This is a genomic window from Ornithinimicrobium pekingense DSM 21552 (assembly GCF_000421185.1).
In the GTDB taxonomy this organism is placed as follows: domain Bacteria; phylum Actinomycetota; class Actinomycetes; order Actinomycetales; family Dermatophilaceae; genus Ornithinicoccus; species Ornithinicoccus pekingensis.
In genome coordinates, this window is record NZ_ATWJ01000012.1 from 106471 (window position 1) to 131122 (window position 24652).

Below are 24652 nucleotides of genomic sequence, written 5' to 3' on the forward strand. Positions count from 1 at the left end.
CGCGCACGTCCGGCTCTAGGTGCTCACCGTCGTGCGGCGCGGGTCGTGCAGGCCCACCTCGTGGACGTCGCCGGTGAGCGTGACGGTCTGCACGAGGCGCCGGTCGGCGACCGACTCCCCGACCCAGATCTCCACGTCGCCGGGCTCGACGACCCGGCGGCCGTCCCGCCCGGTGAAGGACAGCCGCGAGGGTGGCACGCGCAGGGCCAGCGTGCGCGCCTCCCCCGCCTCCAGCCTGACGCGGGCGTAGCCCACGAGCTGGGCGACCGGCCGGGTGACCGACGCGACGAGGTCGCGCGCGTAGACCTGGACGACGTCGTCACCCGCACGCCCGCCCGTGTTGGTCACCCGGACCTGCACCTCGACGTCGTCGGCCGTGGAGCCGGCGCCGACCCGCAGGTCGTCCAGCCCGAAGGTCGTGTAGGACAGGCCGTGCCCGAACGGCAGCGCCGGCCGGCTGGAGAGGTTGGTGACGTCGGTGTCGCCGCCCAGCGGCGGGTGCAGGTAGGTGTAGGGCTGGCTGCCGGCCGAGCGCGGGATGCTGACGGGCAGGTGGCCCGAGGGGTTCACCCGTCCCGAGAGCACCCCGGCGACGGCGCCCGCGCCCTCCTCGCCGGGGAAGAAGGCCTGGACCACGGCGGCGCACGACCCCAGCGCCCAGTCGACGGCGTAGGGGCGGCCGGTGAGCAGGACCAGCACCACCGGCGTGCCCGTCGCAGCGACGGCCTCGACCAGCCGGCGCTGGACGCCGGGCAGCTCCAGGTCGTCGCGGTCGCAGCCCTCTCCCGAGGTGGCCCGGCCGAAGAGGCCGGAGGAGTCCCCCACGACGACGACCGCCACGTCGGACCCGGCCGCCGCGGCCGCCGCGTCCTGCAGGCCCGAGACGTCCTCGGAGTCGACGTCGCAGCCCCACTCGTGGCGCAGCTCGGCCTCCGGCCACTCCTGCAGCAGCGCCTCGCGGACCGTCGGGGCGACGATCCCGGGGTCGGTCTGCGGGTGCTGCGGGATGACGTGGTTGACGAAGGAGTAGCAGCCGAAGAGCGCGGCCAGCCGGTCGGCGTTCGGTCCGATGACGGCCACCCTCCCCGGCGCCGTCAGGGGCAGCGTGCCGTCGTTGGACAGCAGCACGACCGACTCCTCGGCCAGCCGGGCCGCGAGCGCCCGGTGCTCGGGCCCGTCCAGCTCGACGGCGGCGGGCGGCTCGTCCTCGAAGGTGGCGCCGAGCAGGCCGAGCTCCTCCTTCTGCCGCAGGGCCCGGGTGCAGGCCCGGTCGACGAGCGCCTCGTCCACGGCGCCGGAGCGGACCGCCTCGGCCAGCGGCGCCAGGTAGGCGTCGCCGGTCGGCAGCTCGATGTCGACGCCGGCGAGCAGCGCCTGGCCGGCGGCCTGCCCGAGGTCGGCCGCGACGTGGTGCAGCAGCTGCAGGAAGGCGACGCCGAAGTAGTCGGCCACCACGGTGCCGTCGAAGCCCCACCGCTCGCGCAGCACGCCGGTGAGCAGCGTCGGGTCGGAGGCGACGGGCACGCCGTCGATCTCGGTGTAGGAGTGCATGACCGAGCGCACGCCACCCTCGACCACGGCCATCTCGAAGGGCACCATGAGCACGTCCTCGAGCTCGCGCGGTCCGGCGTGCACCGGCGCGAAGTTGCGGCCCGCCTGCGAGGCGGAGTAGCCGACGAAGTGCTTGAGCGTCGCGTGCACCCCCTCGGACTGCAGGCCCTCGACATACCCCGTGCCGATGGTGGCCACGAGGTAGGGGTCCTCGGAGATCGCCTCCTCCACCCGGCCCCAGCGCGGGTCGCGCACGACGTCGAGGACGGGCGCGAGCCCCTGGTGCACGCCCAGCTGCCGCATCGAGCGCCCCACCGAGGCCGCCATCTCGTGCACGAGCCCGGTGTCCCAGGTCGCGCCCCAGGCCAGCGGGGTCGGGAAGGTCGCCGCGCGCCACGCGGACAGCCCGGTCAGGCACTCCTCGTGCACCAGCGCCGGTATGCCGTGCCGCGTCGAGCGCACCAGCCAGCGCTGGAAGTCCCACAGCCAGCGCGCGCGCTCGACCGGGTCGACCGGGCGGGTGCCGTAGACCCGGGTCAGGTGGCCCAGGCCCTGGGAGGCGACGTCGTGGAGGCCCTGGGGCTCGGCGAACGCACCCTGCAGCGGGGCCACCGCGTCCCCGTCGCCCTTGTCCCAGAAGCCGACGATCTGCGCCAGCTTCTCCTCCAGGGTCATCGCGGCGACCAGCTCGGGCACGCCCGGGCGCCGGTGGTCGTCGTTGTCGGCCGGAGCCTCGACGGTGCGGGTGTCGGTCATGGCGGCATCGCCTTCCACGGGGAGGGGTCGAGAGGTCTGGTGTCGGGGGCTGGCGGGGTATGCGGTGCAGCTGAGGGCGCGTCAGCCCTTCACCGCTCCCTGCAGGCCGTTGACGATGCGCTTCTGCATCGCCAGGAAGAAGATCAGCGCGGGGATCATCGCCAGGGTGGTGAAGGCGAAGACGCCGGCGGTGTCGGAGGAGTACTGCGAGGAGAAGTCGGCCACGCCCAGCGGCAGGGTCTTCATGTCGCCGCGCAGCAGCAGCAGGGGCAGCAGGTAGGCGTTCCACGAGCCGACGAAGGCGAGCACGCCCACCGTCACCGCGCCCGGGGCCGACAGGGGCAGCAGCACCCGCCAGAAGAACTGCAGCCGGGAGGCGCCGTCGACGATCGCGGCCTCCTCCATCTCCCGCGGGATGGCCATGAGGAAGGGTCGCAGGATGACGATCGTCATCGGCAGCGCGAACGCCGCCTGCGGCAGGGCGACGCCCCACCAGGTGTTGCCGATCCCCAGGTCGCGGGTGACCAGGATGAACAGCGGGATGATCGCCACGGTCGCCGGGAAGAGCAGGCCCACCACGAAGACCATGAACAGCGGCTCGCGCCAGCGGAACTGGTAGCGGGCCAGCGGGTAGGCGGCCATCAGCCCGCAGACGACCGTGACGACGGTCGTGATGGCCGCGACGGCGACCGAGTTGACCGCGTAGGTCCAGAAGGCGCTCTCGGTGAGCACCCTGCGGTAGTTGTCGAAGACCCACGGGTCGGGCAGGCCCGCCGGGGCGGAGGCCAGCTGGGCGTTGGAGCGGAAGCCGCCGAGCACGGCATACAGGACCGGGCCCAGGGTGAGCGCCACGACGAGGAGGGCGACGAGGTAGACCAGCACCCCTCCCTCGCTGCGGCCGCTGCCCTGCCGGGGCGCGCGGGTGCCGCCGCTCGCCGCGGTCGGGCCGGCGCCGTCGCGCGAGACGGGGGTGGGCGTGGTCGTGGTGGTCATCGGACCCCCCGGGTGACGTCGGCGTCGGCGGTGTCCCGCCGGAGCACGAAGCGTTGGTAGAGGACGGCCATAAGCAGGGCGATGACGAACAGGACGACCGAGGCGGCGGCGGCGATGCCGTAGTTCTGCCGCTTCGTGCCCTCGTTGACCAGGAAGGTCGCCATCGTGGTCGTGGCGTTGGCAGGGCCGCCGCCGGTGAGGATCCAGACCATGTCGAAGAGCTGCAGCGAGCCAATCATCGACAAGAAGGCCCACATCCGGATGGTCGGGCCGAGCAGCGGGATCGTGACCCGCCACTGGGTCTGCCACCAGGAGGCCCCGTCGATCTGAGCGGCCTCCGACAGCTCGTCCGGCACGCCCTGCAGGCCGGCGAGGAAGAGCAGGACGGCCAGGCCGACGTACTTCCAGGTCAGCACCACCACGAGCGTGGGCAGGGCCAGGGACGGGGTGCCCAGGAAGCCCTGGAAGGGGCCCGCGAGACCGACCGTGCCGAGCATGGCCTCGATGACGCCGCGGCCCGGCTGCAGCAGCTGGAACCAGACGACGCCGGCGATGACCTCGGAGAGCACGTAGGGGACGAAGATGATCGTGCGCAGCATCCCCTGCCCGCGCATCCGCCGGTTGAGCAGCAGCGCGATGGCCAGACCCAGCGGCAGCTGGATGAGGATCGAGGCCACGACGATGATCAGGTTGTGGCCCACCGCGCCGGTGAAGACCTCGTCGGTCAGGACGGCGACGTAGTTCTGCAGGCCGACGAAGTCCACCAGCGGGCCGAAGCCCTTCCAGCGGTAGAGGGAGAACTGGACGGCGCGCAGGATCGGCCAGACGACGAAGACGGCGAACAGCAGCAGGGCCGGCGCCGTGAAGACGACGATCTCGGCCGCCATCCGCCAGTCGCGGCGGCGGCCGCCCGCCGGCCGCGTGTCGCGGCCGGCGGGCGGGGTCGTGCCCCGGGACGGGACGGGCAGGGCGGTCATCGTGCGGTGCTGCTCAGCCCTCGGCGTCGGCCGCGGACTGCGTCTGGTCGACGATGTCCTGCGGCGTGGCCTGCCCGGCGAACATGAGCGCGATCGCGTCGTTCATCGCGCCACCCACCGACTGGCCGAAGGCGGTGTCGAAGTAGAGCTGGACGTAGGGGGCGTTGTCGCGGACCTCGAGCAGCTGCGCCAGGGCCGGGTCGGCGACCGCGTCCGTGACGTTGGGGTTGGTCGGCAGGCCCATGTCGCGCTCGGCGAAGCCGCGCTGCACCTCGTCGGAGAGCAGGAAGGTCACGAAGTCGACGGCCGCCTGCGGCGCGTCGGCCGACACGGCCCAGGCGTCGCCACCGCCGAGCTGGGCTTCCTGGTCACCCTGGCCGCCCTCGACCGCGGGGAAGGGGAACCAGCCGAGCTTGTCGCCCAGGCCCTCGCCGTCCTCGGTGAGGCCGGCCATCACGCCGGGCTCCCAGTGGCCCTGCATCTCCATCGCGACCTGCTCGGTGGCGAGCAGCCCGGAGGCGCTGGTCGGGCCGGACTGTGCCGGGGTCGACAGGAAGCCGCGGTTGAACGGCTCGGCCGCGACGAGCTTCTCGACCTCCTCGCCGGCCCTGATGAAGCACTCGTCGGAGAAGTCGAGGGTCTGCACGGCGCTGGTGAGGACGTCCTCGGCGCAGTGGCGCAGGGCGAACTGGTACCAGTAGTGCGCCGCCGGCCACTTGTCGCCGGCGCCCACCGAGATCGGCTCCATGCCGGCGGCCTTGAGCTGGTCGATCGCGGTGTACATCTCGTCCCAGGTGCTGGGGGGCTCGGTGATCCCGGCCTCCTCGAACATCTCGGTGTTGTACCAGAAGCCGACGACGCCGACGGAGAACGGCAGCGCGTAGACGCGGTCGTCGACGGTCCAGCCCTGGACGGTGCCGCCGAGCAGCTCGATCTCCTCGGCCGCGTCCTCGGTCAGGTCCCTGGTCAGGCCCGCCTCGACGTGGTCGGCGAGCTCGCCGCCACCACGCTCCATGTAGACGTCCGGGGCGTCGCCGGCCTGGAAGGCCGCGTCGAGCTTGGTCAGCATGTCCTCGTGCTGCATCGCCTCCATCTCGACGGCGACCCCGGTCTCCTCCTCGAAGTCGGCCGCGAGCTGGGTGTAGTACTCCAGGCCCTCCCCGGTGTTGGAGTTGTGCCACCAGGAGATCGACTCCGCGGTGCCACCGTCACCGCCGGTGGAGCCGCCGCCCTGGTCGCCCTCGCTGCTGCTCCCGCCGCAGGCGGCGAGGGTCAGGACGAGGCTGCCCGAGGCCGCCAGGCTCAGTGCGCGGATGGTGTTCATGTGTGTGCTCCTCGGCGTTGAGTGAGTTCCGTCCAGACCGAATCTGCCAGTTTGTTGCGCCGCGTGTCAATCGTTATCGATAACGATTTCGTTGCGATGGTCCAGGGGTTGCGCGACCCCGCCGGCCGTTATAGTTTTGCGGCACAACCAATCAAGGAGGATCCATGTCGGCGCCCACGGCCACGTCATACTCGCAGGTCCAGTTCACCTTCGGTCTGTGGACCGTCGGCTGGTCTGCCCAGGACCCCTTCGGGGACGCCACGCGGGCCCCGATCGACCCGGTCGACTCCGTCCACCGGCTCGCCGAGCTCGGCGCCTCCGGCGTGACCTTCCACGACGACGACCTGGTCCCCCCGGGCGCGAGCGCCTCGGAGCGCGACGCCGTCATCGGGCGCTTCCGCGCCGCCCTGGACGAGACCGGGCTGACCGTGCCGATGGTGACCACCAACACCTTCACCCACCCCGTCTTCAAGGACGGCGCCCTGACGAGCAACGACCGCGGGGTGCGCCGGCTGGCGCTGCGCAAGGTGCTGCGCCAGGTCGAGCTCGGCGCCGAGCTGGGCGCGCGCACCTTCGTCATGTGGGGCGGCCGCGAGGGTATGGAGTACGACGGCGCCAAGGACCACCGCGCGGCACTGGACCGCTTCGCCGAGGGGCTGGACAGCGTGGCCGGCTTCATCAAGGACCGCGGTTACGACATGCGCATCGCCCTGGAGCCCAAGCCCAACGAGCCGCGCGGTGACATCCTGCTGCCGACCGTGGGTCACGCGCTCGGCTTCATCGCCCAGCTCGAGCACGGTGACATCGTCGGCCTCAACCCCGAGGTGGGGCACGAGCAGATGGCCGGGCTCAACTTCACGGCCGGCATCGCCCAGGCGCTGTGGTCGGGCAAGCTGTTCCACATCGACCTCAACGGCCAGCACGGCCCGAAGTTCGACCAGGACCTGGTCTTCGGCCACGGCGACCTGATGTCGGCCTTCTTCACCGTCGACCTGCTGGAGAACGGCTTCCCCAGCGGCGGGCCCCGCTACGAGGGGCCCCGGCACTTCGACTACAAGCCCTCCCGGACCGAGGACCTCGAGGGAGTGTGGGTCTCGGCCGCGGCCAACATGGAGACCTACCTGCTGCTGGCCGAGCGGGCCCGCGCCTTCCGCGCCGACCCCGAGGTGCAGGAGGCCATGCGCGCCTCCGGCATCGAGGAGCTTGCCGTGCCGACCCTGGCCGAGGGCGAGTCCGCTGCGTCGCTGCTGCAGGCCGAGGGCGACCTCGGCCTGGAGATCGCCGCGGAGTCCGACCGGCTCGCGCCGCGCGGCTACGGCCACGTCCGCCTCAACCAGCTCGCCCTGCGGCACGTGCTCGGAGCCGCCTGAGCCATGGCGCCGCTCGTCGCCGGCATCGACTCCTCCACCCAGTCGTGCAAGGTCGTGGTCCGCGACGCGGACAGCGGTGAGCTCGTGCGGTCGGGGCGCGCCTCGCACCCCGACGGCACCGAGGTGCACCCCGACGCGTGGTGGGAGGCGCTCGTCGAGGCGGTCGGCATGGCCGGCGGCCTGGACGACGTCGCGGCGGTGTCGGTCGGCGGGCAGCAGCACGGCATGGTCACCCTCGACGAGGACGGCCAGGTCGTGCGGCCTGCCCTGCTGTGGAACGACACCCGCTCCGCCCCGCAGGCGCAGCGGCTGGTCGAGGAGCGCGGGGGTCGGTGGTGGGCCGGCGCGACGGGCTCGGTGCCGGTGGCCTCCTACACCGTGACCAAGCTCGCCTGGCTCGGTGAGCACGAGCCCGAGCACGCTGCCCGCACCGCCGCCGTCGCGCTCCCCCACGACTGGCTGACCTGGCGCCTGCGCGGGACCGGACGGCTCGAGGACCTCGTCACCGACCGCTCCGACGCCTCCGGCACCGGCTACTGGAGCCCCGCCTCGGGGCGCTACCTGCACGAGCTGGTCCGGGACACGCTCGGGCACGACGCGGCCCTGCCCCGGGTCCTCGGGCCGGCGGAGCAGGCGGGCACCGGGTCCGGCCCGGCGGACGGCATACCCCTGGGCCCCGGGGCCGGTGACAACGCCGCGGCCGCGCTGGGCCTGGGTGCGGAGCCGGGCGACGTCGTGCTGTCCGTGGGCACCTCCGGCGTCGTCAGCGTCGTGACCGACGACCCGACGGCCGACGTGACCGGCATGGTCAGCGGGTTCGCCGACGCCAGCGGGCGGTTCCTGCCGCTGGCCGCCACGCTCAACGGCGCTCGGGTGCTCGACGCCGCCGCCCGGCTGCTCGGCGTCGACCTGCCCACGCTCGACCGCCTCGCGGCGCAGGCCCCGACCGGGGCCGACGGGCTCGTGCTCGTGCCCTACCTCGAGGGCGAGCGCACCCCGAACCTGCCGACCGCGACCGGCTCGCTGCACGGCCTGACCCTGGGGACCTCCACCCCCGAGCACCTGGCCCGCGCCGCCGTCGAGTCGGTCGCCTGCCTGCTCGCCGACGCGGTGGACGCCGTGGTGGCGCAAGGGGTGGAGGTTCGCCGCTTCCTGCTCGTCGGCGGCGCTGCGAGGTCGCTGTCGCTGCGGCAGGCCCTCGCCGACGTCCTCGGGGCACCGGTCCTCGTGCCGCCGCCGGAGGAGTACGTCGCCGGCGGGGCCGCCCGCCAGGCCGCGTGGGTCCTGCGCGGCGAGGCCGCCGGGCCCCCCGACTGGCCCCTGCCCGGCCTGGTGACGGTCGAGCCGGCGGACGGTGACGGGGGTGCCCGTGCCCGCGAGCGCTACGCCGAGGCCCGCGGGCACGTGCTCGACCGTGTCGTTGCGGGGCCCTCCGGCTGACGTCCTTCCGTCCGGCACAGCGACGACCCCCGTGCGGTTCTGTCGTGTCACGGCCGTCGTGGCAGCGACCGGCGTGACACGACAGGACGGCACATCGGTCGCCGGACCGGACCGGCGTGAGGTCGCGCCTAGCGCAGACCGCCGCGCAGCATCGGGTTGGCGCCGAGCTCAGCCATGACGTACCACGCGGTCGCGCCCACGTGCTGGACCTGGAAGTAGCCGAAGCCGAAGCCCGAGTCGAGCAGGCTGGACGCCGCGACCAGACCGCCGACGCCGAGCGGCGCACCCCCGACGTGCTGCCCGCCGCCGAGCCGGGCCTGCGCCAGCCGCAGCTGGTCCAGGAGCGCGATGGCCCGCGCCCGGTCGCGCGGCGCCCGGCGGTCGGCGAGCGCGACCGCCAGCTGCGCGGTCCCCTCCAGCCACACGCCGTCGGGGTCCACCTGCAGCCCGTTGAAGACCGCTGTCGAGGTCAGGCTCGCCGAGCTGAACGTCACGCCGGAGACCGACACCCCGGCCGGCAGCTCGGAGTTCGGCGACCCCGGGGTGTCCGTGGTCGCCAGCGCCGTCGCCGCCCAGTCCACGGACGCGGCATACCGCGCGTCCTGCATCGCCAGCCAGCTCCAGGTCTGGGGGTCCAGCGGCAGCGGCTCGCGGTTGACGGTCTGCCCGTCGTCGGACCCCGTGTAGAAGAACCCGCCCTGCGGCTCCCACATGCGGTCCACGAGCCCGCGAGCCCGGGCCGACGCCTCGAGCCAGGCGGAGTCTGGGTCGACCTCGTGCAGCATCGTGAAGAACGACACGCAGTCGATGTTGTGCTCGGTCGAGACGTTGGGCACCGGGCGGTCGGCCCCGTCCACACCGAAGCGGAAGCCACCCAGCGCCCCCGGGTTGACCGCACGGTCGGTGATCCAGCGGGCGACGCGCTGCGCGCCCTCTAGGTATGCCGTCTCCCCGGTCGCGTCATGCAGCTGCACCAGCGCGATGCCGGGCCAGGCCATGTCGCCCACGGCCGTGCCGAGGAAGCCGAACTGCCAGCCGATGTTGGCGGAGCCGCCGGGCAGCACCAGGCCGTGCGGGTTGGGGGTGCCGTCGTAGAAGACGTAGGGGCCAACGTTGTAGGCCTGCCGCAGCCGCCCGTCGGCGTGGGCGGGGTCGCGGTCCTGCGCGAAGAGCAGGCCGTCGCCGATGGTGCGCGCCACGTCGGTGCGGCCGGCCGCCAGGGCCGCCACGACCGCCAGCGCGGCGTCGTAGACGAAGGAGGTCGAGAACAGGCCCAGCTCGTCGGCGTAGCTCTGCGGCAGCCGCGGCTGGTCGGCCCGCGCCGGGTAGGCATCGGTCATCCGGTCCAGGAAGGCCACCGCCGAGCGTAGCGACGGGCGGCCCGGCGGCACCGGGACCGCGTCGGCTGGGGTGGCCGGGGTGGCGGCGGCGGGGGCCCCGGCGAGGGCGGCGACACCCGTGGCAGCCCCGACCGAGGCCGCGGCGAGGAAGAGGCGGCGTCCCAGCACGGGAGGGGTCGAGCGGGTCATGAGAACTCCGTTGTCGTCGGACCGGTGGCGCCGCGGACCGGTCGGGCCCGACGGCTGCTGTGCCCGGCAGACTACGTGAGAGCGCTCTCACGACGCAAGGCCCCGTCCAAGGCGGCGAGGTGTCCCGCCCACGAACCTCTCGCCCCGCACCGGCTCGTCCCGTGGGAATGACGACATACTCGCCACTTCCCCGGGACACGGTGGTCGCCCTGCGGACGCCGAGGAGCCGCAGCCGCCGCCCGTCGCCCCCCAAGCGGTCAGGCGGTCAGGCCGTCAGGCGGTGCCGCCCTCGACGAGCCGGGTCGGCAGCACCTCCGGCTGGACCTCCTCGCCGCGCATGAGCCGCAGCAGCAGCTCCGTGGCACGCACCGCCATCTCCAGGACGGGGTTGGCCACGGTCGTCAACGGCGGCCGGGTCATCGATGCCGCGGCGCCGGCGTCGAAGCCGACGAGCGCCACGTCGTCCGGCACCCGCCGGCCGGCGGCCTGCAGCTCGGCCATCGCGGCCGCGGCCATCAGGTCGGAGGCGACGAAGACCCCGTCGAGGTCGGGGTGCGCGGCCAGCAGCCGGCGCATCGCGTCGGTGCCGCCCTGCGGGGTGAAGTCACCTGGCTCGACAGCGTCGGTCGCCAGGCCGGCCGCGGTCATCTCGTCCCGCCACCCGGCCAGACGGTCGATGCCGGCCGCCATGTCGGTGGGCCCGGTGATGGTGGCGATACGCCGGCAGCCGCGCTCGATGAGCCGCCGCGCGGCGATCCGGCCGCCCTCACGGTTGTCGACGTCGACGTAGGCGAACGCCGGCCCCTCGGTGAGCGGGCGCCCGACGAAGACCGTCGGCAGCCGGGTCTCGCTCAGCGCCGCCATGAGCCCGTCACCGCGGTGGGCGCTGACGACGATGACGCCGTCGGTGTGCCCCGCCCGCAGGTAGCGCTCCATCCGGGCGGCGTCGCGCGCCGGCTCGCCCATGAGCAGCACCATCTGCAGCGGGGTGTCGGCGAGCCGCTGGCTGACGCCGCGCAGCATCCCGCCGAAGAAGGGGTCGGCGAAGATCCGCTGGTCGGGCTCGTGGACGAGCACGGCGACCGAGTCGGGCTCGCGGACCACGAGGGACCGGGCCGCCCGGTTGGGTCGGTAGCCCAGCTCGGCGATCGCGGCCGTGACCGCCTCCCGCGCCGACTCCCGCACCCGCGGGTCGTCGTTGACGACCCGCGAGGCGGTGGCCCGCGAGACCCCGGCCCGGGCCGCGACGTCCTCCAGCGTCGGTGGTCGTCGCGCGCTCACTCACGTCCTCACGTCGTCGGTGCCTGTGCTCCGTTACCGCTGATCAGACCCGATCCTGCCACGTCGGCATACCACCGGGCGCTCGCCTTCGGTGTCCGCTCCTGGGTGTCGTAGTCGACGCGCACGATGCCGAACCGCTTGGTGTAGCCCCAGGCCCACTCGAAGTTGTCCAGCAGCGACCAGACGAAGTAGCCGTCGACGTCGGCGCCGCGCGACACGGCGTCGTGGACCGCCCGCAGGTGCTTGTCCAGGTAGTCGACCCGGTCACGGTCATCCACGAAGCCCGCGGCGTCGGGACGGTCATCGGCGGCCGCACCGTTCTCGGTGACGACGAGCCGGACGCCCTGCGGCCCGGTGTAGTCCTTGTGCAGCCGCAGCAGCAGGTCGCTCAGCCCGTCGGGCGAGATCTCCCAACCCATGTCGGAGACGGGTATGCCGCGCCGCACCCCGACGACGTGCTCGGAGCCCACCGAGGGCGAGGGCAGGTCGTGGCGCCGGGCCTGCGCCGCGGCCACCGCCGCCCGCTCCGGCGGGCAGCCGGCGGTGACCGTCTGGGTCGCGTAGTAGTTGACCCCCAGCACGTCGATCGGCGTGGCGATGACCTCCAGGTCGCCGTCGTGCACCAGGTCCTGCGGCCACAGGTCGCCGAGATCGTCCAGCACGTCGGCCGGGTAGGCACCCAGCGTGACCGGCTCGACGAAGAAGCGGTTGGCCAGCCCGTCGATGCGCCGGGCGGCGTCCTGGTCGCGCTCGGTGGCGGGGTCGAGCGGGTGGGTGTCGGTGAAGTTGAGCGTCAGCCCCAGGCTGAGCGAGGGGTCGCGCCGGCGCAGCTCCTGGGTGGCCAGGCCGTGGCCGAGCAGCAGGTGGTGGGCCGCCCGCAGCGCCGCCTGCGGCTCGGTGCGTCCCGGCGCGTGCACGCCGGCGGCATACCCGAGGAAGGCCGAGCACCACGGCTCGTTGAGCGTGGTCCAGTAGTGCACCCGGTCGCCCAGCGCGTCATGCACGGTGGCGGCGTAGTCGACGAACCGCAGGGCGGTGTCGCGCTCGGGCCAGCCGCCGGCCTCCTCGAGGGCCTGCGGCAGGTCCCAGTGGTAGAGGGTCAGCCAGGGCGTCACCCCGGCGGCGAGGAGCTCGTCGACGAGCCGGGAGTAGAAGTCCAGGCCGGCCCGGTTGAGCGTGCGCCCGTCCGGGAAGATCCTGGGCCAGGCCAGGGAGAAGCGGTATGCGGAGAGGTTGAGCTCGCGCATCAGCGCCACGTCCTGCGGGTACAGGTGGTAGTGGTCGCAGGCGACCGACCCGTCGTGGCCGTGGAGCACCTTGCCGGGGACGCGGGCGAAGGTGTCCCAGATGCTCTCGCCGCGGCCGTCGGCGGCGCCGGCGCCCTCGATCTGGTAGGAGGCCGTGGCCGCGCCCCAGAGGAAGTCGGGAGGAAAGGACAGGGAGGGACCGGCGGTCATTGCTTGACAGCTCCTTGCATGATGCCGGACACCAGCTGGCGACCGGCGAGGACGAACAGCACGAGCAGGGGGATCGTCGCGAGGACGGCCCCGGCCAGCACCAGCGAGTAGTCGACGAAGTGGGCGGCCTGCAGCTGCTGCAGGGCCACGGGCAGGGTGGGATTGCGGGGGCCCAGCACGATGAAGGGCCAGAAGAAGTTGGTCCAGGTGGCGACGAAGGTGAACAGGAAGAGCATCGAGGCCGCGGGTCGGGCGGCCGGGATCCCGACGTGCCAGAAGGTGCGGAACATGCTCGCCCCGTCGACGCGCGCCGCCTCGATGAGCTCGGACGGCACGGCCTGCGCGAGGTACTGCGTCATCCAGAACACCCCGAAGGCGGTGACCAGCCCGGGCACGATGACCGCGGTGAGCTCTCCGGTCCAGCCCAGCCGGGCCATCACCTGGTAGAGCGGGACGACGCCGAGCTGGGTCGGCACCGCCATCGTGGCGATGACGAAGACCAGCAGCGGCCCGGAGCCGCGGAAGCGCAGCTTGGCGAAGGCGTAGCCGGCGAGGGTGGAGAAGAAGACCACCGAGGCCGACACGGTCGTCGAGACGATGACGGAGTTGAGCGTGGCCCGCCAGAAGGGCACGGTGTCGAGCACCGTGGCCGCGTTGCGGAAGAAGTTGCCCCCGGGCACGACCGGGAAGCGGTCGCGCGCCAGGACCGTGGAGTCGTGGCTGGCCACCACGACGGACCACAGCAGGGGGAACATGCTGCCGAGCACGACGGCCGCGAGCAGCCCGTAGACGATCCAGCCGGGACGTCTCATCGGCGACCTCCGTCGTCGTGCGCGATGCGCCGGGTGAGCAGGAAGTTGACGACGCCGAAGACGACGATGATCCCGAAGAGCAGGACGGCCACGGCCGAGGCCATGCCGAAGTCGGCGCGGGTCCAGCCCAGCTCGTAGAGGTAGATGGTCAGCGTCTGCCACTGCTGGTCGGCGCCGCCGCGGCCGAAGGAGTCGTACATCTTGGGCTCGTCGAAGATCTGCAGGCCGCCGATCGTGGAGGTGATGACCACGAAGACGATCGTGGGCCGCAGCATCGGCACCGTCACCGACCAGAACTGCCGCCAGGCGTTGGCCCCGTCGATCGCGGCCTGCTCGTAGAGGTCGCGGGGGATCGCCTGCATGGCCGCCAGCAGGATGAGGGCGTTGTAGCCGGTCCAGCGGAAGTTGACCATGGTCGCGATCGCGACGTGGCTGGCCAGCCGGTCGGAGTGCCAGCGCACCGGGTCGAGGCCGACGGTCTCCAGCAGCAGGTTGATGAGGCCGAAGCGGTCGGCGAAGAGGTTGTTGAAGATCAGCGCCACGGCGACGGGCGCCACCACGTAGGGCAGCAGGACGCCCATGCGCCAGAAGGTCCTGGCGCGCAGGTTGCGGTCCAGCAGCGCGGCGATGAGCAGCGCCGCCATGATCTGCGGGACCGAGGAGAGGACGAAGATGCTGACGGTGTTGGCCAGCGCCTTCCAGAAGCCCCGGCCCGTGAGCACGTCGACGTAGTTCTCCATACCCACGAACTCGCCCTTGCCCATGATCTGGTCCCAGTCGTGGAGCGCGACCCAGCCGGTGTAGACCAGCGGGAAGAGCCCGGTGACGATGAAGAGCAGGAAGAACGGGGCAATGTAGAGGTAGGGGGAGGCCGTCGAGTCGAGGCGCGCCAGGCGGGCCCGCCCCCGGCCCCGACGCCCGGGCTGCGGGGTCGGGGCCGGGGCGGGGGGCGGCGGCAGGGCGCCCGCCGGTGGTGCCGTGGTCGTAGCGCCCACGGTCAGCCCAGCGCCTCCACGGCCGCGACGAACTTGTCCCAGCTGCTGTCCGGGTCGTCGGTGCCGTCGACGTCCACCCGGGTGATGGCGTCCTGGAGCGCGGTGTTGATCTCGAAGTACTTCGGGCCCTTGTGCGGCATCATCGTCACGGCCTCGGCCCGCTCGGCGAGGATCTCGCCGGTGGGGGCGTCGTTGAAGAAGGCGTTGGTCGAGCCGAGCAGGGTGTCGGACCCCAGCGCCTCGACCTGGCTGGGGAAGGTGCCCTTGGACTCGAAGGCCTTGAGCTGCTGCTCGGGCGCGGTCAGCCAGGCAGCCAGCTTCGTGGCCTCCTCGATGTTGTCGCCCTGGGCCGGGACGGTCAGGTAGGACCCGCCCCAGTTGCCGCCGCCTCCGGGGAAGGTGTTGGCGATGTCCCAGCCCTCCACGCCCTCGGCGTTGCCCTCGATGACACCGAGCATCCAGCCGGGGCAGAGCATCGTGGCGAACTCGTCCTCCTGGAAGGCCGAGGACCAGTCGCTGCTCCACTGCCCCAGGCCGGCGGACAGCTCGTCGTCGACGGACGCGGCCAGGACCTGGTCGTAGAGCTCGCGCACCTGCGGGTTGGTGGTGGCGACGACGTTGTTGTCGGCGTCCTCGTAGACGAAGTCGACCTGGTTGATCATGCCCTGCCAGAGGGCGCCGGCAGAGTCGTACCAGGCGGCGTCGGACGTGGCGACGAACTCGCGTCCGGCCGCGAAGTAGTCCTCCCACGACTCCCCGAGCAGCTCGGCCACCTCCTCGCGGTCGGTCGGCAGCCCGGCCTCCTCGAAGAGGTCGGCGCGGTAGCAGACCGCCTCCGGGCCGATGTCGGTGCCGTAGCCCATGAGCGTGCCGTCCTCGAGGGTCACGGCCTCGGTCTTCCAGTCCAGCCAGCGGCCCTCGACCTCGGGGTCGCTCAGGTCGGCGAACTTGTCGGGGTACTGCTTGAACTCGGTGACCCAGTCGACCTCCATCGCCTCGATGTCGGCGGCACCGGAGTTGGCACCCAGGCTGTTGCGCAGCGCCGCGCGGGCGTTGTCAGCGGTGTCGGCCTTGACGTGCTCGACCGTCACGCCGGGGTTGAGCTCCTCGTACTCCTCCAGCAGCTCCTCGTAGCCGAACTCGTTGAACGTGGCGACGGTGAGCGAGACCTCGCCGCCCGAGCCGGCGGCCTCCTCGTCGGTGGCGTCCGACGAGTCGCCGCACGCACCAAGCACGAGGCTGGTGGCGGTCGCCGCCGCCAGGATGAGGTAGGGGGACGTCCTGCGCGTCATTGCTGACTCCTTTGTCGTGGGGCTGGAGCGCCGGCCCGCGGTGCCGAGCCGTTGTGAGAGCGCTCTCACGCAAGGATGCAGGCAGAGTCGCCTCCGTGTCAATCCCCCCGCCGGGCTACGGTTGCGCCATGACTCTTCCCCGCCCGGACATCGACCCCGACGGCCTGCTGGAGTACTCCGTCGTCTTCACCGACCTCTCCCTCAACCACATGTCGAAGCGGTTCGTCGGCGTCATGCAGGGGCTGAGCGAGGTGCTGACCAGCACCTACGGCGCCGAGGCCGTCGCCGTGGTCCCCGGCGGCGGCACCTACGGCATGGAGGCGGTCGCCCGCCAGCTCGCCACCGGACGGCGCTGCCTGGTCGTGCGCAACGGGTTCTTCTCCTACCGCTGGTCCCAGATCTTCGAGATGGGGTCGGTCAGCGACGACGTCACGGTGCTCACCGCGCGCCCGACGAGCGACGCCATACCCTCCCCCTGGGCGCCGCCGCCGGTGGAGGAGGTCGTCGCCGCGATCACCGAGCAGCGTCCCGAGGTCGTCTTCGCCGCCCACGTCGAGACCTCGGCCGGCATCGTGCTGCCCGACGACTACCTGCGCGAGGTGGCGCGCGCCACCCGCGAGGTCGGCGGCCTGTTCGTCCTCGACTGCATCGCCTCGGGCGCGCTGTGGGTCGATATGCGCGACCTCGGTGTCGACGTGCTGATCACCGCCCCGCAGAAGGGGTGGAGCGGCAGTCCGGGCGCCGCCTACGTCATGGTCAACGACCGCTCCCGTGCGGCGATCGAGTCCACCACCTCGACCAGCTTCTCCGCCGACCTCAAGAAGTGGCTGTCCATCGCGGACGGCTACGTGCAGGGCCGGCACGCCTACCACGCGACCATGCCGACCGACACCCTCGCCCACAACCTCGAGGTCATGCTCGAGGGCACCCGCCGCGGCCTGCCCGAGCTGCGCCAGGCCCAGCAGGACCTCGGCGGCAAGGTGCGCGCCCTGCTCGCCGAGCGCGGGTTCCTCTCGGTCGCCGCCGACGGGTATGCCGCACCCACCGTCGTCGTCGTGCACGCCGACGACCCGGGGCTGGCGACCGGCGCGAGGTTCGCCCAGGCAGGCCTGCAGGTCGCCGGCGGCGTGCCGCTGATGTGCGGCGAGCCGGAGAGCTGGTCGACGTTCCGCATCGGGCTGTTCGGGCTGGACAAGCTCGGCGACGTCGACGGCACCGTCGCCCGCCTCGCCGACGGCCTGGACCGCGCCCTGGCCGGCTAGCCGCAGCCTCGCGAGGCAGCCGGGGCCCCTTCCGTGGGCGCACCGGCCGTCCCGAGGGCTTGCCCGTCGGTCCTACCGCAGCAGGGCCCGGACCGCCGTCGCCGTGGTCTCGGTCAGTGCGCGTCCCGCGTCGTGCAGGGCCGCATCCTCCCCCATCGTGTCCACGAGCGACCACAGGCCCGCGAACACATCCAGGTGCCTCACCTCGTCCTCGACCGCCCCGGCGATCGCGAGCACCGGGACGCCGCGAGCCTTCGCCGCCCGGGCGAGCGCGACGGGCCCCTTGCCGAAGGTGGTCTGCCGGTCCATCCGGCCCTCGCCGGTGACGACCAGATCGGCACGCGCAAGGGCTTGCTCCACACCCAGCAGCTCCATCACGAGGTCGGCTCCGGGCCGGACCTCCGCACCGAGCAGCGTGGTCAACCCCCAGCCCAGACCGCCCGCGGCGCCGGCGCCGGGCACGTCGCGGGTCCGGTTCCCGAAGGAGGCCTCGACCAGGTCCGCCCACCGCGTCAGGCCCCGCTCGAGCTGTGCGACCTGTTCGGGCCCGGCTCCTTTCTGCGGGGCGTAGACCGCAGCGGCGCCATCCGGGCCGAGCAGGGGGTTGGTCACGTCTGTGGCGGCGACGAAGGTCGCGCGAGCCACGACCTCCTGCAGCAGCTCCAGGTTGACCTCCGCGAGGTCGGCGAGCGCGCCACCACCGGGCGGCAGCCGAGCCCCGCTCGAGTCGAGCAGGCGTGCGCCGAGCGCAGACGCCATCCCTGCTCCGCCGTCCGTGGACGCCACGCCTCCGAGGCCCACGACCACGCGGGTGGCCCCGGCGGCAAGGGCAGCCCTCACCAGCTCCCCCACGCCGACGGAATGGGCCGTCACAGCAGTCTGCGCGGTCGGCGTGAGCAGCTGGAGGCCGCACGCCTGCGCCGCCTCCAGGACCGCCGTACCACGGGTGAGCGCGAATCGGGCACTCACGGGCCTGCCGTCAGGGCCGGGCACCCGCACGACCCGTTCCCGCCCACCCGAGGCGAGCACCGCGTCGACGGTCCCCTCGCCCCCGTCTGCCAGGGGCACGGTGGTGACCACCGCGTCGGGGACCACCCGTCGGACGCCGTCCGCGATCGCCGCAGCCGCCTCCGCCCCGGTCAGGGTGCCCTTGAACTTGTCCGGGGCCACCACCACCCGGAGCGGAGGGGTGGGCATCAGTCGAGCAGGGAGGCGCAGACCGCGGCGAGGTCGGACTTGCCCTCGAAGCCGATGCCGGGCAGCTCGGGCATGGTGACGTGTCCGTCCTGCACCTGGACGCCGTCGGGGAAGCCGCCGAAGGGCTGGAACAGGTCGGGGTAGGACTCGTTGCCGCCCAGCCCCAGACCCGCGGCGATGTTGAGGGACATCTGGTGGCCGCCGTGGGGGATGAACCTGCTCGGCTCCCAGCCCAGCGGTCGCAGCACCTCCAGGGTGCGCAGGTACTCCACGAGACCGTAGCTGAGCGCGCAGTCGAACTGCAGGTAGTCGCGCTGGGGGTCCAGCCCGCCGTAGCGGCCGAGGTTGAGGGCGTCCCAGTGGGAGAAGAGGTTCTCCCCCGTGGCCAGCGGAACCCTGGTGCGCTGCCCAGCGACCGCGCGGGTGCCCTCGTAGTCGAGCGGGTCGACCGGCTCCTCGTACCAGTGCAGGTCGTAGGACTCCAGGGCCTTCAGGTAGGCGGTCGCCTCGTCCGCGTCGAAGCGCCCGTTGGCGTCGACCATGAGCCGCTGTCCCGGGCCGAGGACCGCCAGCGCGGACTCGATCCGGCGGCAGTCCTCGGCGAGGGAGGCGCCACCGATCTTCATCTTCACGTGCGTGTAGCCGCGGTCCAGGTAGCTCTTGAGCTCGTCCTGCAGGGCCTGGTCGCCCTTGCCGGGGTGGTAGTAACCGCCGGCGGCGTAGACGAAGACCCGCCGGTCAGCCTGCCCGTCGCCGTGCCGCTGGGCGATCACGTCGTAGAGCGGACGCTCCTCCAGCTTGGCCCGCAGGTCCCACAGGGCCATGTCGAGCACGCCGACCGCGACCGACCTCTCGCCGTGGCCGCCGGGCTTCTCGTTGGCCATCATCGTGGCCCAGGCAGCGTGCGGGTCGATGAGGCCGGAGTCGTCGAGCAGGCTGTCGGGGTCGGCGTCGGTCAGGCGGGGGACGAACCGCTCACGCATGAGCGAGCCCTGACCGTAGCGACCGTTGGAGTTGAAGCCGAAACCGACCACCGGCCGGCCGTCGCGGACCTCGTCGGTGATGACCGCGGCCAGGCTCAGCGTCATCTGGGAGAAGTCGACGACCGCGTTGCGGATCGGGCTGGCGATGGGGAAGGTGCGCTCGCGCACCTCGACGATCCTCACGGGGTCGGCTCCTCGGGGTCGGGGGTGGCGGCGGCGCCGGGGTCGACGCGGCCGGTGGTCAGGTGCGCCAGGACGGCGTCGGCCACCTCGGTGGTCGTGGCGGTGCCGCCCAGGTCCGGGGTCTTCACCCCGGCGACCAGGGTGGCCTCGACCGCGGCGAGCACCTCGGCGCCCGCCCGCTCGTGGCCCAGGTGGTCGAGCATCATGGAGGCCGCCCAGATCTGGCCCAGCGGGTTCGCGATGCCCTGGCCCGCGATGTCGGGGGCGGAGCCGTGGACCGGCTCGAACATCGAGGGGAACTCGCCCTCGGGGTTGAGGTTGCCTGACGGCGCGATGCCGATGCTGCCGATGATCGCCGCGCCCAGGTCGGTGAGGATGTCGCCGAAGAGGTTGGAGGCCACCACGACGTCGAAGCGGCCGGGGTCCAGGACGAAGAGCGCCGAGAGGGCGTCGATGTGGTAGTCACGCACGTGCACGCCGGGGAAGTCCTTGGCCGTCTCGTGCACCACCTGGTCCCAGAACGGCATCGTGTGCACGATCCCGTTGGACTTGGTCGCGGAGGCCAGACCGCCGCCGCGCGAGTCCGCCAGCTCCAGGGCGTAGCGGGCGGCGCGCTCCACCCCGCGACGGGTGAAGACCGACTCCTGCACCGCGAACTCCTCGGGGGTGCCGCGGTACATCCGGCCGCCGACCTCGGAGTACTCGCCCTCGTTGTTCTCCCGGACGACGACGAAGTCGATGTCCTGCCCGTCACGCAGACGCAGTGGCGACTCGATCCCGGGCATGAGCTTGACGGGCCGCAGGTTGATGTACTGCCGGAAGGTCCGTCGGATCGGGATGAGCAGGCCCCAGAGGGACACGTGGTCCGGCACCCCCGGGTAGCCCACGGCGCCCAGCAGGATCTGGTCGGCCTGCGCCAGCTGGTCCAGCCCGTCCTCGGGCATCATCCGCCCGGTCCGGGTGTAGTGCTCGCAGCTCCAGTCGTGGTGCTGCCAGGCGAACTGCAGTCCGTGCCGCGAACCCACCTCCTCCAGGATCCGCAGCGTGGGGTCCATGACCTCCGTGCCGATCCCGTCTCCGGGGATCACCGCGACGGTGACCTTCCGGGACGCGTCCGGTGACTGCATCTACATACCTCCGAGCTGGGGAAGACGGACATAGAGCACCTGGGTGAAGGCCAGGTAGATCGCCAGCACGACACCGGCGTTGACCACCAGGTCCAGCGCCACGCGCCGCACGGTGAGCGGCTCGGTGCGCATGGTGATCGCGATCAGGGCCGAGAAGACGATGCTGGAGAGCACGAAACCCAACCACGGCAGGGCGATGATCCACGCCGCGAGGAGCGCCACCGCGCGGCCGAGGTCGACCCAGCGCAGCGCCTCCTCCTCGTGCTCCTCGTGGCGGTCTCGGGTCCGCCATCCCTCCACCATGAGCCACAGGCTGAGTGCGCCCAGCACGACCATCGTCGCGTCGGGGAGCAGGTTGGTGTGGGGGAAGCGGTAGTCGCGCTGCACCCAGAAGCTGATGACGAGGGCCACCAGGAGCCCACCCGTGAGCAGGTTCCTCATGCGCGGTCCTTCTCTGCCTCGGTGAGCATGTCGTCGACCTCGCCCTTCTTGCGGTTCTGCCACAGGGGCCAGAGGAAGCCGGCGACCGTCATGAGGATGAGCGCGATGCTCAACGGACGGGTGAAGAAGGAGGTCCAGGGCATGGCGAGCTCGGTCGAGGTGAGCAGACCCTGCACGAGTCCTCGCTCGGCGATGGGCCCGAGCACCAGTCCGAGCACGATCGGCGCCACGCCTACACCGACCCGCCCGAGGAAGTAGGCCAGGACGCCGAGGACGAGCATGATCACGACGTCGACGACCGAGCTACGGATGGCGTAGGCGCCCACGATGGACATCACCGCGATGGCGGGAGCGAGGTAGCGGGCCGGCAGCGCGACCACACCCCGCTGCAGCGCCCGCCCGCCGATGAGCCCGACGGGCGCCATCATCAGCGCCGAGAGCGCCAGGGCGAAGGCGAAGGTGTAGACCAGGTCGCCGGACTGGGTGAACAGGTCCGCACCGGGGCGCAGACCCTGCAGGAGCAGGACGCCCAGCACGATGGCGTCCGGTGGGGTGCCGGGCACGCCGAGGGTCAGGGTGGGGATGAACCCGCCGCCGACCGTGGCGTTGTTGGCCGACTCCGCGGCCACGACACCCTCCGCGCTGCCCTTGCCGTAGAGGTGGCGCTCCTTGGAGGTGCGCTTGGCCTCGTTGTAGGCGACCAGGTTGGCCACGCTGCCGCCCGCCCCGGGCAGGATGCCGATGAGCGAGCCGATGACTGAGGACCGCACCAGGTTGACCGGGCGCCTGAACAGGTCGACCACCATGTGCCACCAGGTACGGCCCTCCGGGGTGCTGTCCTTCTGGACGTCGTACTCCCGCGACCGTCTCCCCACGAGCTTGATGACCTCGGGGACGGTGAACAGCCCGATGAGGGCCGGCACCAGCGGGACGCCGCCCTGCAGCGTGGGCTCGCCGAAGGTGAACCGCACGTCGCCGCCGACGGGAGCGATCCCGACGGTGCCGAGCAGGATGCCGAGCGCACCGCCGATCAGGCCCTTCAGGATCGATCCGGTGCTCATCCCGACGATGATCGTCAGCCCGAAGATCGCCACCCAGAAGTACTCCTGCGGGCCGAACCTCAGCGAGAACGTCGCCAGCGGAGGGGCGAGGAAGAGCAGGAAGAGGACACCCACGAGGCCGCCGACCACCGAGCCGACCGTGGCGGCGACGATCGCCTCCTCGCTGCGGCCCTGCTTGGTCAGCCGATAACCCTCGAACGCCGTCGCGATCGAGCTGGGCGTGCCCGGAGCGTTCACGAGGATCGCCGTGAACGACCCTCCGTAGATCGCCCCCATGTAGAAGGCACCCAGCAGGACCAGGCCGGGGCCGGGGTCCATCGCGAAGGTGAAGGGCACCAGCAGCGCCAGGCCCATGGTGGCGCTCAGCCCGGGCATGGCACCGATGGCCATGCCCGAGACCGTGCCCACGAGCACCAGCAGGAGGGTCATCGGGCTGATCAGCCCGACCAGGCCCGCGAGGGCGTCGTTCATCGGTCGAGCATCCCCAGCTTGCTCAGCAGCTCCTCGTACTGGTCGGTGCGGCTCTCGATGAGCTCCACCGACTCCTCGGGCCCGTAGTTCTCGAGGTTGAAGGCCTGGTCACGGAAGTCCTGGACCAGCTCCTCGTCCTCGTTGACCGCGGCGAAGACGTCTGCGAGCTTGTTCACGATCTCCTCCGGGGTGTCCTCCTGGACGCAGACGCCGCGGTAGGCGCCGTCGACCACGTCGTAGCCCGCGTCCTTGAAGGTGGGGACGTCCAGCCCCTCCATCGGCTCCTCGGTGGCGATCGCCAGCGCCTTGACCTGGTCGCCGAGCTGCTCGATCTGGGGGGTGTAGCTCATCAGCGCGTCGACGTGCCCGCCCAGCAGGGCCGGCACGGCCGAGCCGGTGCCGTCGAAGGGGGTGTAGGACACCTCGATGCCGGCCACGTCGGCGAACTGCAGCGTGCCGATGTGGTTGGCGCTGAAGTCGCCGCTGCCGCCCACGGACATCGCACCGGGGTTCTCCTTGGCCGCGGTCACGAAGTCCTCGACGGTCTCCATCTCGCTGTCGGCCGGCACGAGCAGCGCGTTGGGCGTGCTCTGGAAGAAGTAGACCGGCTTGATCTCCTCGGTCTCGTAGCCCGCGTCGTCGCGCAGCATCGGCTGCAGGATGATGTGCGGGATGTTGCAGCCCATCACGGTGTAGCCGTCGGGGCGCGAGCGGGTCAGCTCGGACCACCCGAGCGCGCCGCCGGCGCCGGGCTGGTAGGAGATCGTGACGCCCTGGCCGAGCTCCTCCTCCAGCGGCGCCTGCTGCAGGCGCGCGGTGATGTCGGACTCGCCACCCGGGTCGAAGGGCAGCACGTAGTCGATGCGCTTGGTCGGGTAGTCGGCGGCGGCGTCTCCACCGTCGCCGCAGGCGGACAGGCCGAGCGCGAGGGCGGGCACGAGGGCGATGGCGAGGCTGCGGGGGCGAATCATCGTTGACTCCTCCAGGGTGGCGTGGGTGCTGCAGGGGTAGGGGGTGGTGCTGGTGAGCGGTTCTGCGGACGGCTGCCCGGTGGGCGGCGCGCCGGGACGGTCAGAGCCCGGCGACGATGGCTTCGACGACCTCCTCCGTGGTGGCGGCGCCTCCGACGTCGCGGGTGCGGACGCCCGCGCCGGTGGCCTTGTCGACGGCCTCGCGCAGGCGGGTGGCCTCCTCAGGATGGCCGAGGTGGTCGAGCATGAGCGCCGCGGACAGCACGGCCCCGATCGGGTTGGCGATCCCCTGGCCGGCGATGTCGGGCGCCGAGCCGTGCACCGGCTCGAACATCGAGGGGGTGCGGCGCTCGGGGTTGAGGTTCGCGCTGCTGGCCAGCCCGAGGCTGCCGGCCATGGCGCTGCCCAGGTCGGAGAGGATGTCGGCGTGCAGGTTGGTCGCGACGACCACCGACAGGTCTTCCGGGCGCAGCACGAACTTGGCCGCCATGGCGTCGACCAGCACCTTCTCGGTCTCCACGTCGGGGTAGTCCTGGGCGACCCGGGCGAAGACGTCGTCCCACAGGACCATGCCGTACTGCTGGGCGTTGCTCTTGGTGACGCACGAGACCTTCTTGCGGTCCCGGGTGCGGGCCAGGTCGAAGGCGAAGCGCATGATGCGCTCGGTGCCGGCCTCGGTGAAGACCGCGCTCTGCACGGCGACCTCGCCGGAGCCCTCGCGCCCGCCGAAGTTGCGACCGCCGAAGCCGGAGTACTCCCCCTCGCTGTTCTCGCGGACGACGACCCAGTCCAGCTCGCGCTCGTGCGCGTCGACGATCGGCGAGGGCACGCCCGGGTGGAAGGTCACCGGACGCACGTTGGCCCACTGGTCGAAGCCCTGGCAGATCGCCAGCCGCAGGCCCCACAGCGTGACGTGGTCGGGGACGCCGGGCCACCCCACGGCACCGAAGTAGATGGCGTCCATGCCGCGCAGCTGCTCCAGGCCGTCCTCGGGCATCATCCGCCCGTGCTGCTCGTAGTAGCCCGTGCCCCAGTCGAAGTCGTGCCACTCCAGGGCGAAGGTCGGGTGGCGCTCCTGGAGTGCGGCGAGCACGCGCTTGCCCGCGTCGACGACCTCGGTGCCGACCCCGTCCGCCGGGATGGCGGCGATCTTGTAGGTGCTGGTCATGGGTGGCGACG

Annotated in this window: 20 protein-coding genes; 3 read left to right on the top strand and 17 right to left on the bottom strand. The window is 72.3% G+C overall.

Annotation, left to right across the window (positions count from 1 at the left end; translation table 11 throughout):
• Positions 1-15: 15 nt before the first annotated feature.
• The 4 genes from K330_RS0113405 to K330_RS0113420 form a co-directional block, all read right to left on the bottom strand.
• The gene (locus K330_RS0113405; protein WP_022922331.1) at positions 16-2307 is read right to left on the bottom strand and encodes a beta-xylosidase/alpha-l-arabinosidase; all 2292 of its coding nucleotides are present in this window, start codon (positions 2305-2307) and stop codon (positions 16-18) included.
• 81 nt (positions 2308-2388) lie between these two features.
• Entirely contained in the window at positions 2389-3300 is a 912-nt protein-coding gene (locus K330_RS0113410) for a carbohydrate ABC transporter permease (RefSeq protein WP_022922332.1), read from the bottom strand.
• A complete protein-coding gene (locus K330_RS21265; protein ID WP_022922333.1) occupies positions 3297-4277 on the bottom strand; it encodes a carbohydrate ABC transporter permease in 981 nt (326 codons plus the stop codon). The genes K330_RS0113410 and K330_RS21265 overlap by 4 nt, the downstream gene beginning before the upstream one ends.
• A gap of 13 nt (positions 4278-4290) precedes the next feature.
• Complete coding sequence (locus K330_RS0113420; protein ID WP_022922334.1) at positions 4291-5601, bottom strand: ABC transporter substrate-binding protein; 1311 nt, start codon at positions 5599-5601, stop codon at positions 4291-4293.
• Positions 5602-5765: 164 nt separating this feature from the next.
• Here K330_RS0113420 and xylA point away from each other — a divergent pair, with 164 nt between their 5' ends.
• A complete protein-coding gene (gene xylA / locus K330_RS0113425) occupies positions 5766-6971 on the top strand; it encodes a xylose isomerase (RefSeq protein WP_022922335.1) in 1206 nt (401 codons plus the stop codon).
• 3 nt (positions 6972-6974) lie between these two features.
• On the top strand, positions 6975-8411 hold the full coding sequence (gene xylB / locus K330_RS0113430) for a xylulokinase (RefSeq protein WP_022922336.1): 1437 nt from the start codon (positions 6975-6977) through the stop codon (positions 8409-8411).
• Positions 8412-8539: 128 nt separating this feature from the next.
• Here the strand turns inward: xylB and K330_RS0113435 are convergent, their stop codons facing one another.
• The 6 genes from K330_RS0113435 to K330_RS0113460 all read right to left on the bottom strand — a co-directional run bounded on the left by K330_RS0113435 (position 8540) and on the right by K330_RS0113460 (position 15777).
• Positions 8540-9940, bottom strand: coding sequence for an AGE family epimerase/isomerase (locus tag K330_RS0113435; protein WP_022922337.1), 1401 nt, complete (start codon positions 9938-9940; stop codon positions 8540-8542).
• 273 nt (positions 9941-10213) lie between these two features.
• Complete coding sequence (locus K330_RS0113440) at positions 10214-11221, bottom strand: LacI family DNA-binding transcriptional regulator (protein ID WP_022922338.1); 1008 nt, start codon at positions 11219-11221, stop codon at positions 10214-10216.
• An 8-nt stretch (positions 11222-11229) separates the two neighbouring features.
• Positions 11230-12678 carry a GH1 family beta-glucosidase gene (locus K330_RS0113445; RefSeq protein ID WP_022922339.1) on the bottom strand — a complete coding sequence of 483 codons (1449 nt, stop codon included), beginning with the start codon at positions 12676-12678 and terminating at the stop codon, positions 11230-11232.
• The gene (locus K330_RS21270; RefSeq protein WP_022922340.1) at positions 12675-13490 is read right to left on the bottom strand and encodes a carbohydrate ABC transporter permease; all 816 of its coding nucleotides are present in this window, start codon (positions 13488-13490) and stop codon (positions 12675-12677) included. Before K330_RS21270 ends, K330_RS0113445 begins: the two co-directional genes overlap by 4 nt.
• On the bottom strand, positions 13487-14491 hold the full coding sequence (locus K330_RS21275) for a carbohydrate ABC transporter permease (RefSeq protein ID WP_373288755.1): 1005 nt from the start codon (positions 14489-14491) through the stop codon (positions 13487-13489). The genes K330_RS21270 and K330_RS21275 overlap by 4 nt, the downstream gene beginning before the upstream one ends.
• A complete protein-coding gene (locus K330_RS0113460) occupies positions 14488-15777 on the bottom strand; it encodes an ABC transporter substrate-binding protein (protein ID WP_022922342.1) in 1290 nt (429 codons plus the stop codon). The genes K330_RS21275 and K330_RS0113460 overlap by 4 nt, the downstream gene beginning before the upstream one ends.
• A gap of 128 nt (positions 15778-15905) precedes the next feature.
• On the opposite strand from K330_RS0113460, the gene K330_RS0113465 reads away from it, so the two are divergent.
• Complete coding sequence (locus K330_RS0113465) at positions 15906-17039, top strand: aminotransferase class V-fold PLP-dependent enzyme (protein WP_022922343.1); 1134 nt, start codon at positions 15906-15908, stop codon at positions 17037-17039.
• Positions 17040-17111: 72 nt separating this feature from the next.
• Here K330_RS0113465 and K330_RS21280 read toward each other — a convergent pair whose 3' ends face one another.
• The 7 genes from K330_RS21280 to K330_RS0113500 form a co-directional block, all read right to left on the bottom strand.
• Positions 17112-18236: a glycerate kinase gene (locus K330_RS21280; protein ID WP_022922344.1), complete on the bottom strand. Its 1125-nt coding sequence runs from the start codon at positions 18234-18236 to the stop codon at positions 17112-17114.
• Positions 18236-19402 carry a mandelate racemase/muconate lactonizing enzyme family protein gene (locus tag K330_RS0113475; protein ID WP_022922345.1) on the bottom strand — a complete coding sequence of 389 codons (1167 nt, stop codon included), beginning with the start codon at positions 19400-19402 and terminating at the stop codon, positions 18236-18238. Before K330_RS0113475 ends, K330_RS21280 begins: the two co-directional genes overlap by 1 nt.
• Positions 19399-20529 carry a tartrate dehydrogenase gene (locus tag K330_RS21285; protein WP_022922346.1) on the bottom strand — a complete coding sequence of 377 codons (1131 nt, stop codon included), beginning with the start codon at positions 20527-20529 and terminating at the stop codon, positions 19399-19401. Before K330_RS21285 ends, K330_RS0113475 begins: the two co-directional genes overlap by 4 nt.
• Entirely contained in the window at positions 20530-20970 is a 441-nt protein-coding gene (locus K330_RS0113485) for a tripartite tricarboxylate transporter TctB family protein (RefSeq protein WP_029202656.1), read from the bottom strand.
• Positions 20967-22502, bottom strand: a complete 1536-nt coding sequence (locus tag K330_RS0113490) for a tripartite tricarboxylate transporter permease (RefSeq protein ID WP_029202657.1) — start codon at positions 22500-22502, stop codon at positions 20967-20969. Before K330_RS0113490 ends, K330_RS0113485 begins: the two co-directional genes overlap by 4 nt.
• Positions 22499-23473, bottom strand: coding sequence for a Bug family tripartite tricarboxylate transporter substrate binding protein (locus tag K330_RS0113495; protein WP_022922347.1), 975 nt, complete (start codon positions 23471-23473; stop codon positions 22499-22501). Before K330_RS0113495 ends, K330_RS0113490 begins: the two co-directional genes overlap by 4 nt.
• A 100-nt stretch (positions 23474-23573) precedes the next feature.
• Complete coding sequence (locus K330_RS0113500) at positions 23574-24641, bottom strand: tartrate dehydrogenase (protein ID WP_022922348.1); 1068 nt, start codon at positions 24639-24641, stop codon at positions 23574-23576.
• Positions 24642-24652 lie beyond the last annotated feature (11 nt).

Bases quoted from the DNA above. Each gene is read 5' to 3' on its own strand.
- K330_RS0113405 (WP_022922331.1), bottom strand. From the start codon at position 2,307: ATGACCGACACCCGCACCGTCGAGGCTCCGGCCGACAACGACGACCAC.
- K330_RS0113410 (WP_022922332.1), bottom strand. From the start codon at position 3,300: ATGACCACCACGACCACGCCCACCCCCGTCTCGCGCGACGGCGCCGGC.
- K330_RS21265 (WP_022922333.1), bottom strand. From the start codon at position 4,277: ATGACCGCCCTGCCCGTCCCGTCCCGGGGCACGACCCCGCCCGCCGGC.
- K330_RS0113420 (WP_022922334.1), bottom strand. From the start codon at position 5,601: ATGAACACCATCCGCGCACTGAGCCTGGCGGCCTCGGGCAGCCTCGTC.
- xylA (WP_022922335.1), top strand. From the start codon at position 5,766: ATGTCGGCGCCCACGGCCACGTCATACTCGCAGGTCCAGTTCACCTTC.
- xylB (WP_022922336.1), top strand. From the start codon at position 6,975: ATGGCGCCGCTCGTCGCCGGCATCGACTCCTCCACCCAGTCGTGCAAG.
- K330_RS0113435 (WP_022922337.1), bottom strand. From the start codon at position 9,940: ATGACCCGCTCGACCCCTCCCGTGCTGGGACGCCGCCTCTTCCTCGCC.
- K330_RS0113445 (WP_022922339.1), bottom strand. From the start codon at position 12,678: ATGACCGCCGGTCCCTCCCTGTCCTTTCCTCCCGACTTCCTCTGGGGC.
- K330_RS21270 (WP_022922340.1), bottom strand. From the start codon at position 13,490: ATGAGACGTCCCGGCTGGATCGTCTACGGGCTGCTCGCGGCCGTCGTG.
- K330_RS0113460 (WP_022922342.1), bottom strand. From the start codon at position 15,777: ATGACGCGCAGGACGTCCCCCTACCTCATCCTGGCGGCGGCGACCGCC.
- K330_RS0113465 (WP_022922343.1), top strand. From the start codon at position 15,906: ATGACTCTTCCCCGCCCGGACATCGACCCCGACGGCCTGCTGGAGTAC.
- K330_RS21280 (WP_022922344.1), bottom strand. From the start codon at position 18,236: ATGCCCACCCCTCCGCTCCGGGTGGTGGTGGCCCCGGACAAGTTCAAG.
- K330_RS21285 (WP_022922346.1), bottom strand. From the start codon at position 20,529: ATGCAGTCACCGGACGCGTCCCGGAAGGTCACCGTCGCGGTGATCCCC.
- K330_RS0113485 (WP_029202656.1), bottom strand. From the start codon at position 20,970: ATGAGGAACCTGCTCACGGGTGGGCTCCTGGTGGCCCTCGTCATCAGC.
- K330_RS0113490 (WP_029202657.1), bottom strand. From the start codon at position 22,502: ATGAACGACGCCCTCGCGGGCCTGGTCGGGCTGATCAGCCCGATGACC.
- K330_RS0113495 (WP_022922347.1), bottom strand. From the start codon at position 23,473: ATGATTCGCCCCCGCAGCCTCGCCATCGCCCTCGTGCCCGCCCTCGCG.
- K330_RS0113500 (WP_022922348.1), bottom strand. From the start codon at position 24,641: ATGACCAGCACCTACAAGATCGCCGCCATCCCGGCGGACGGGGTCGGC.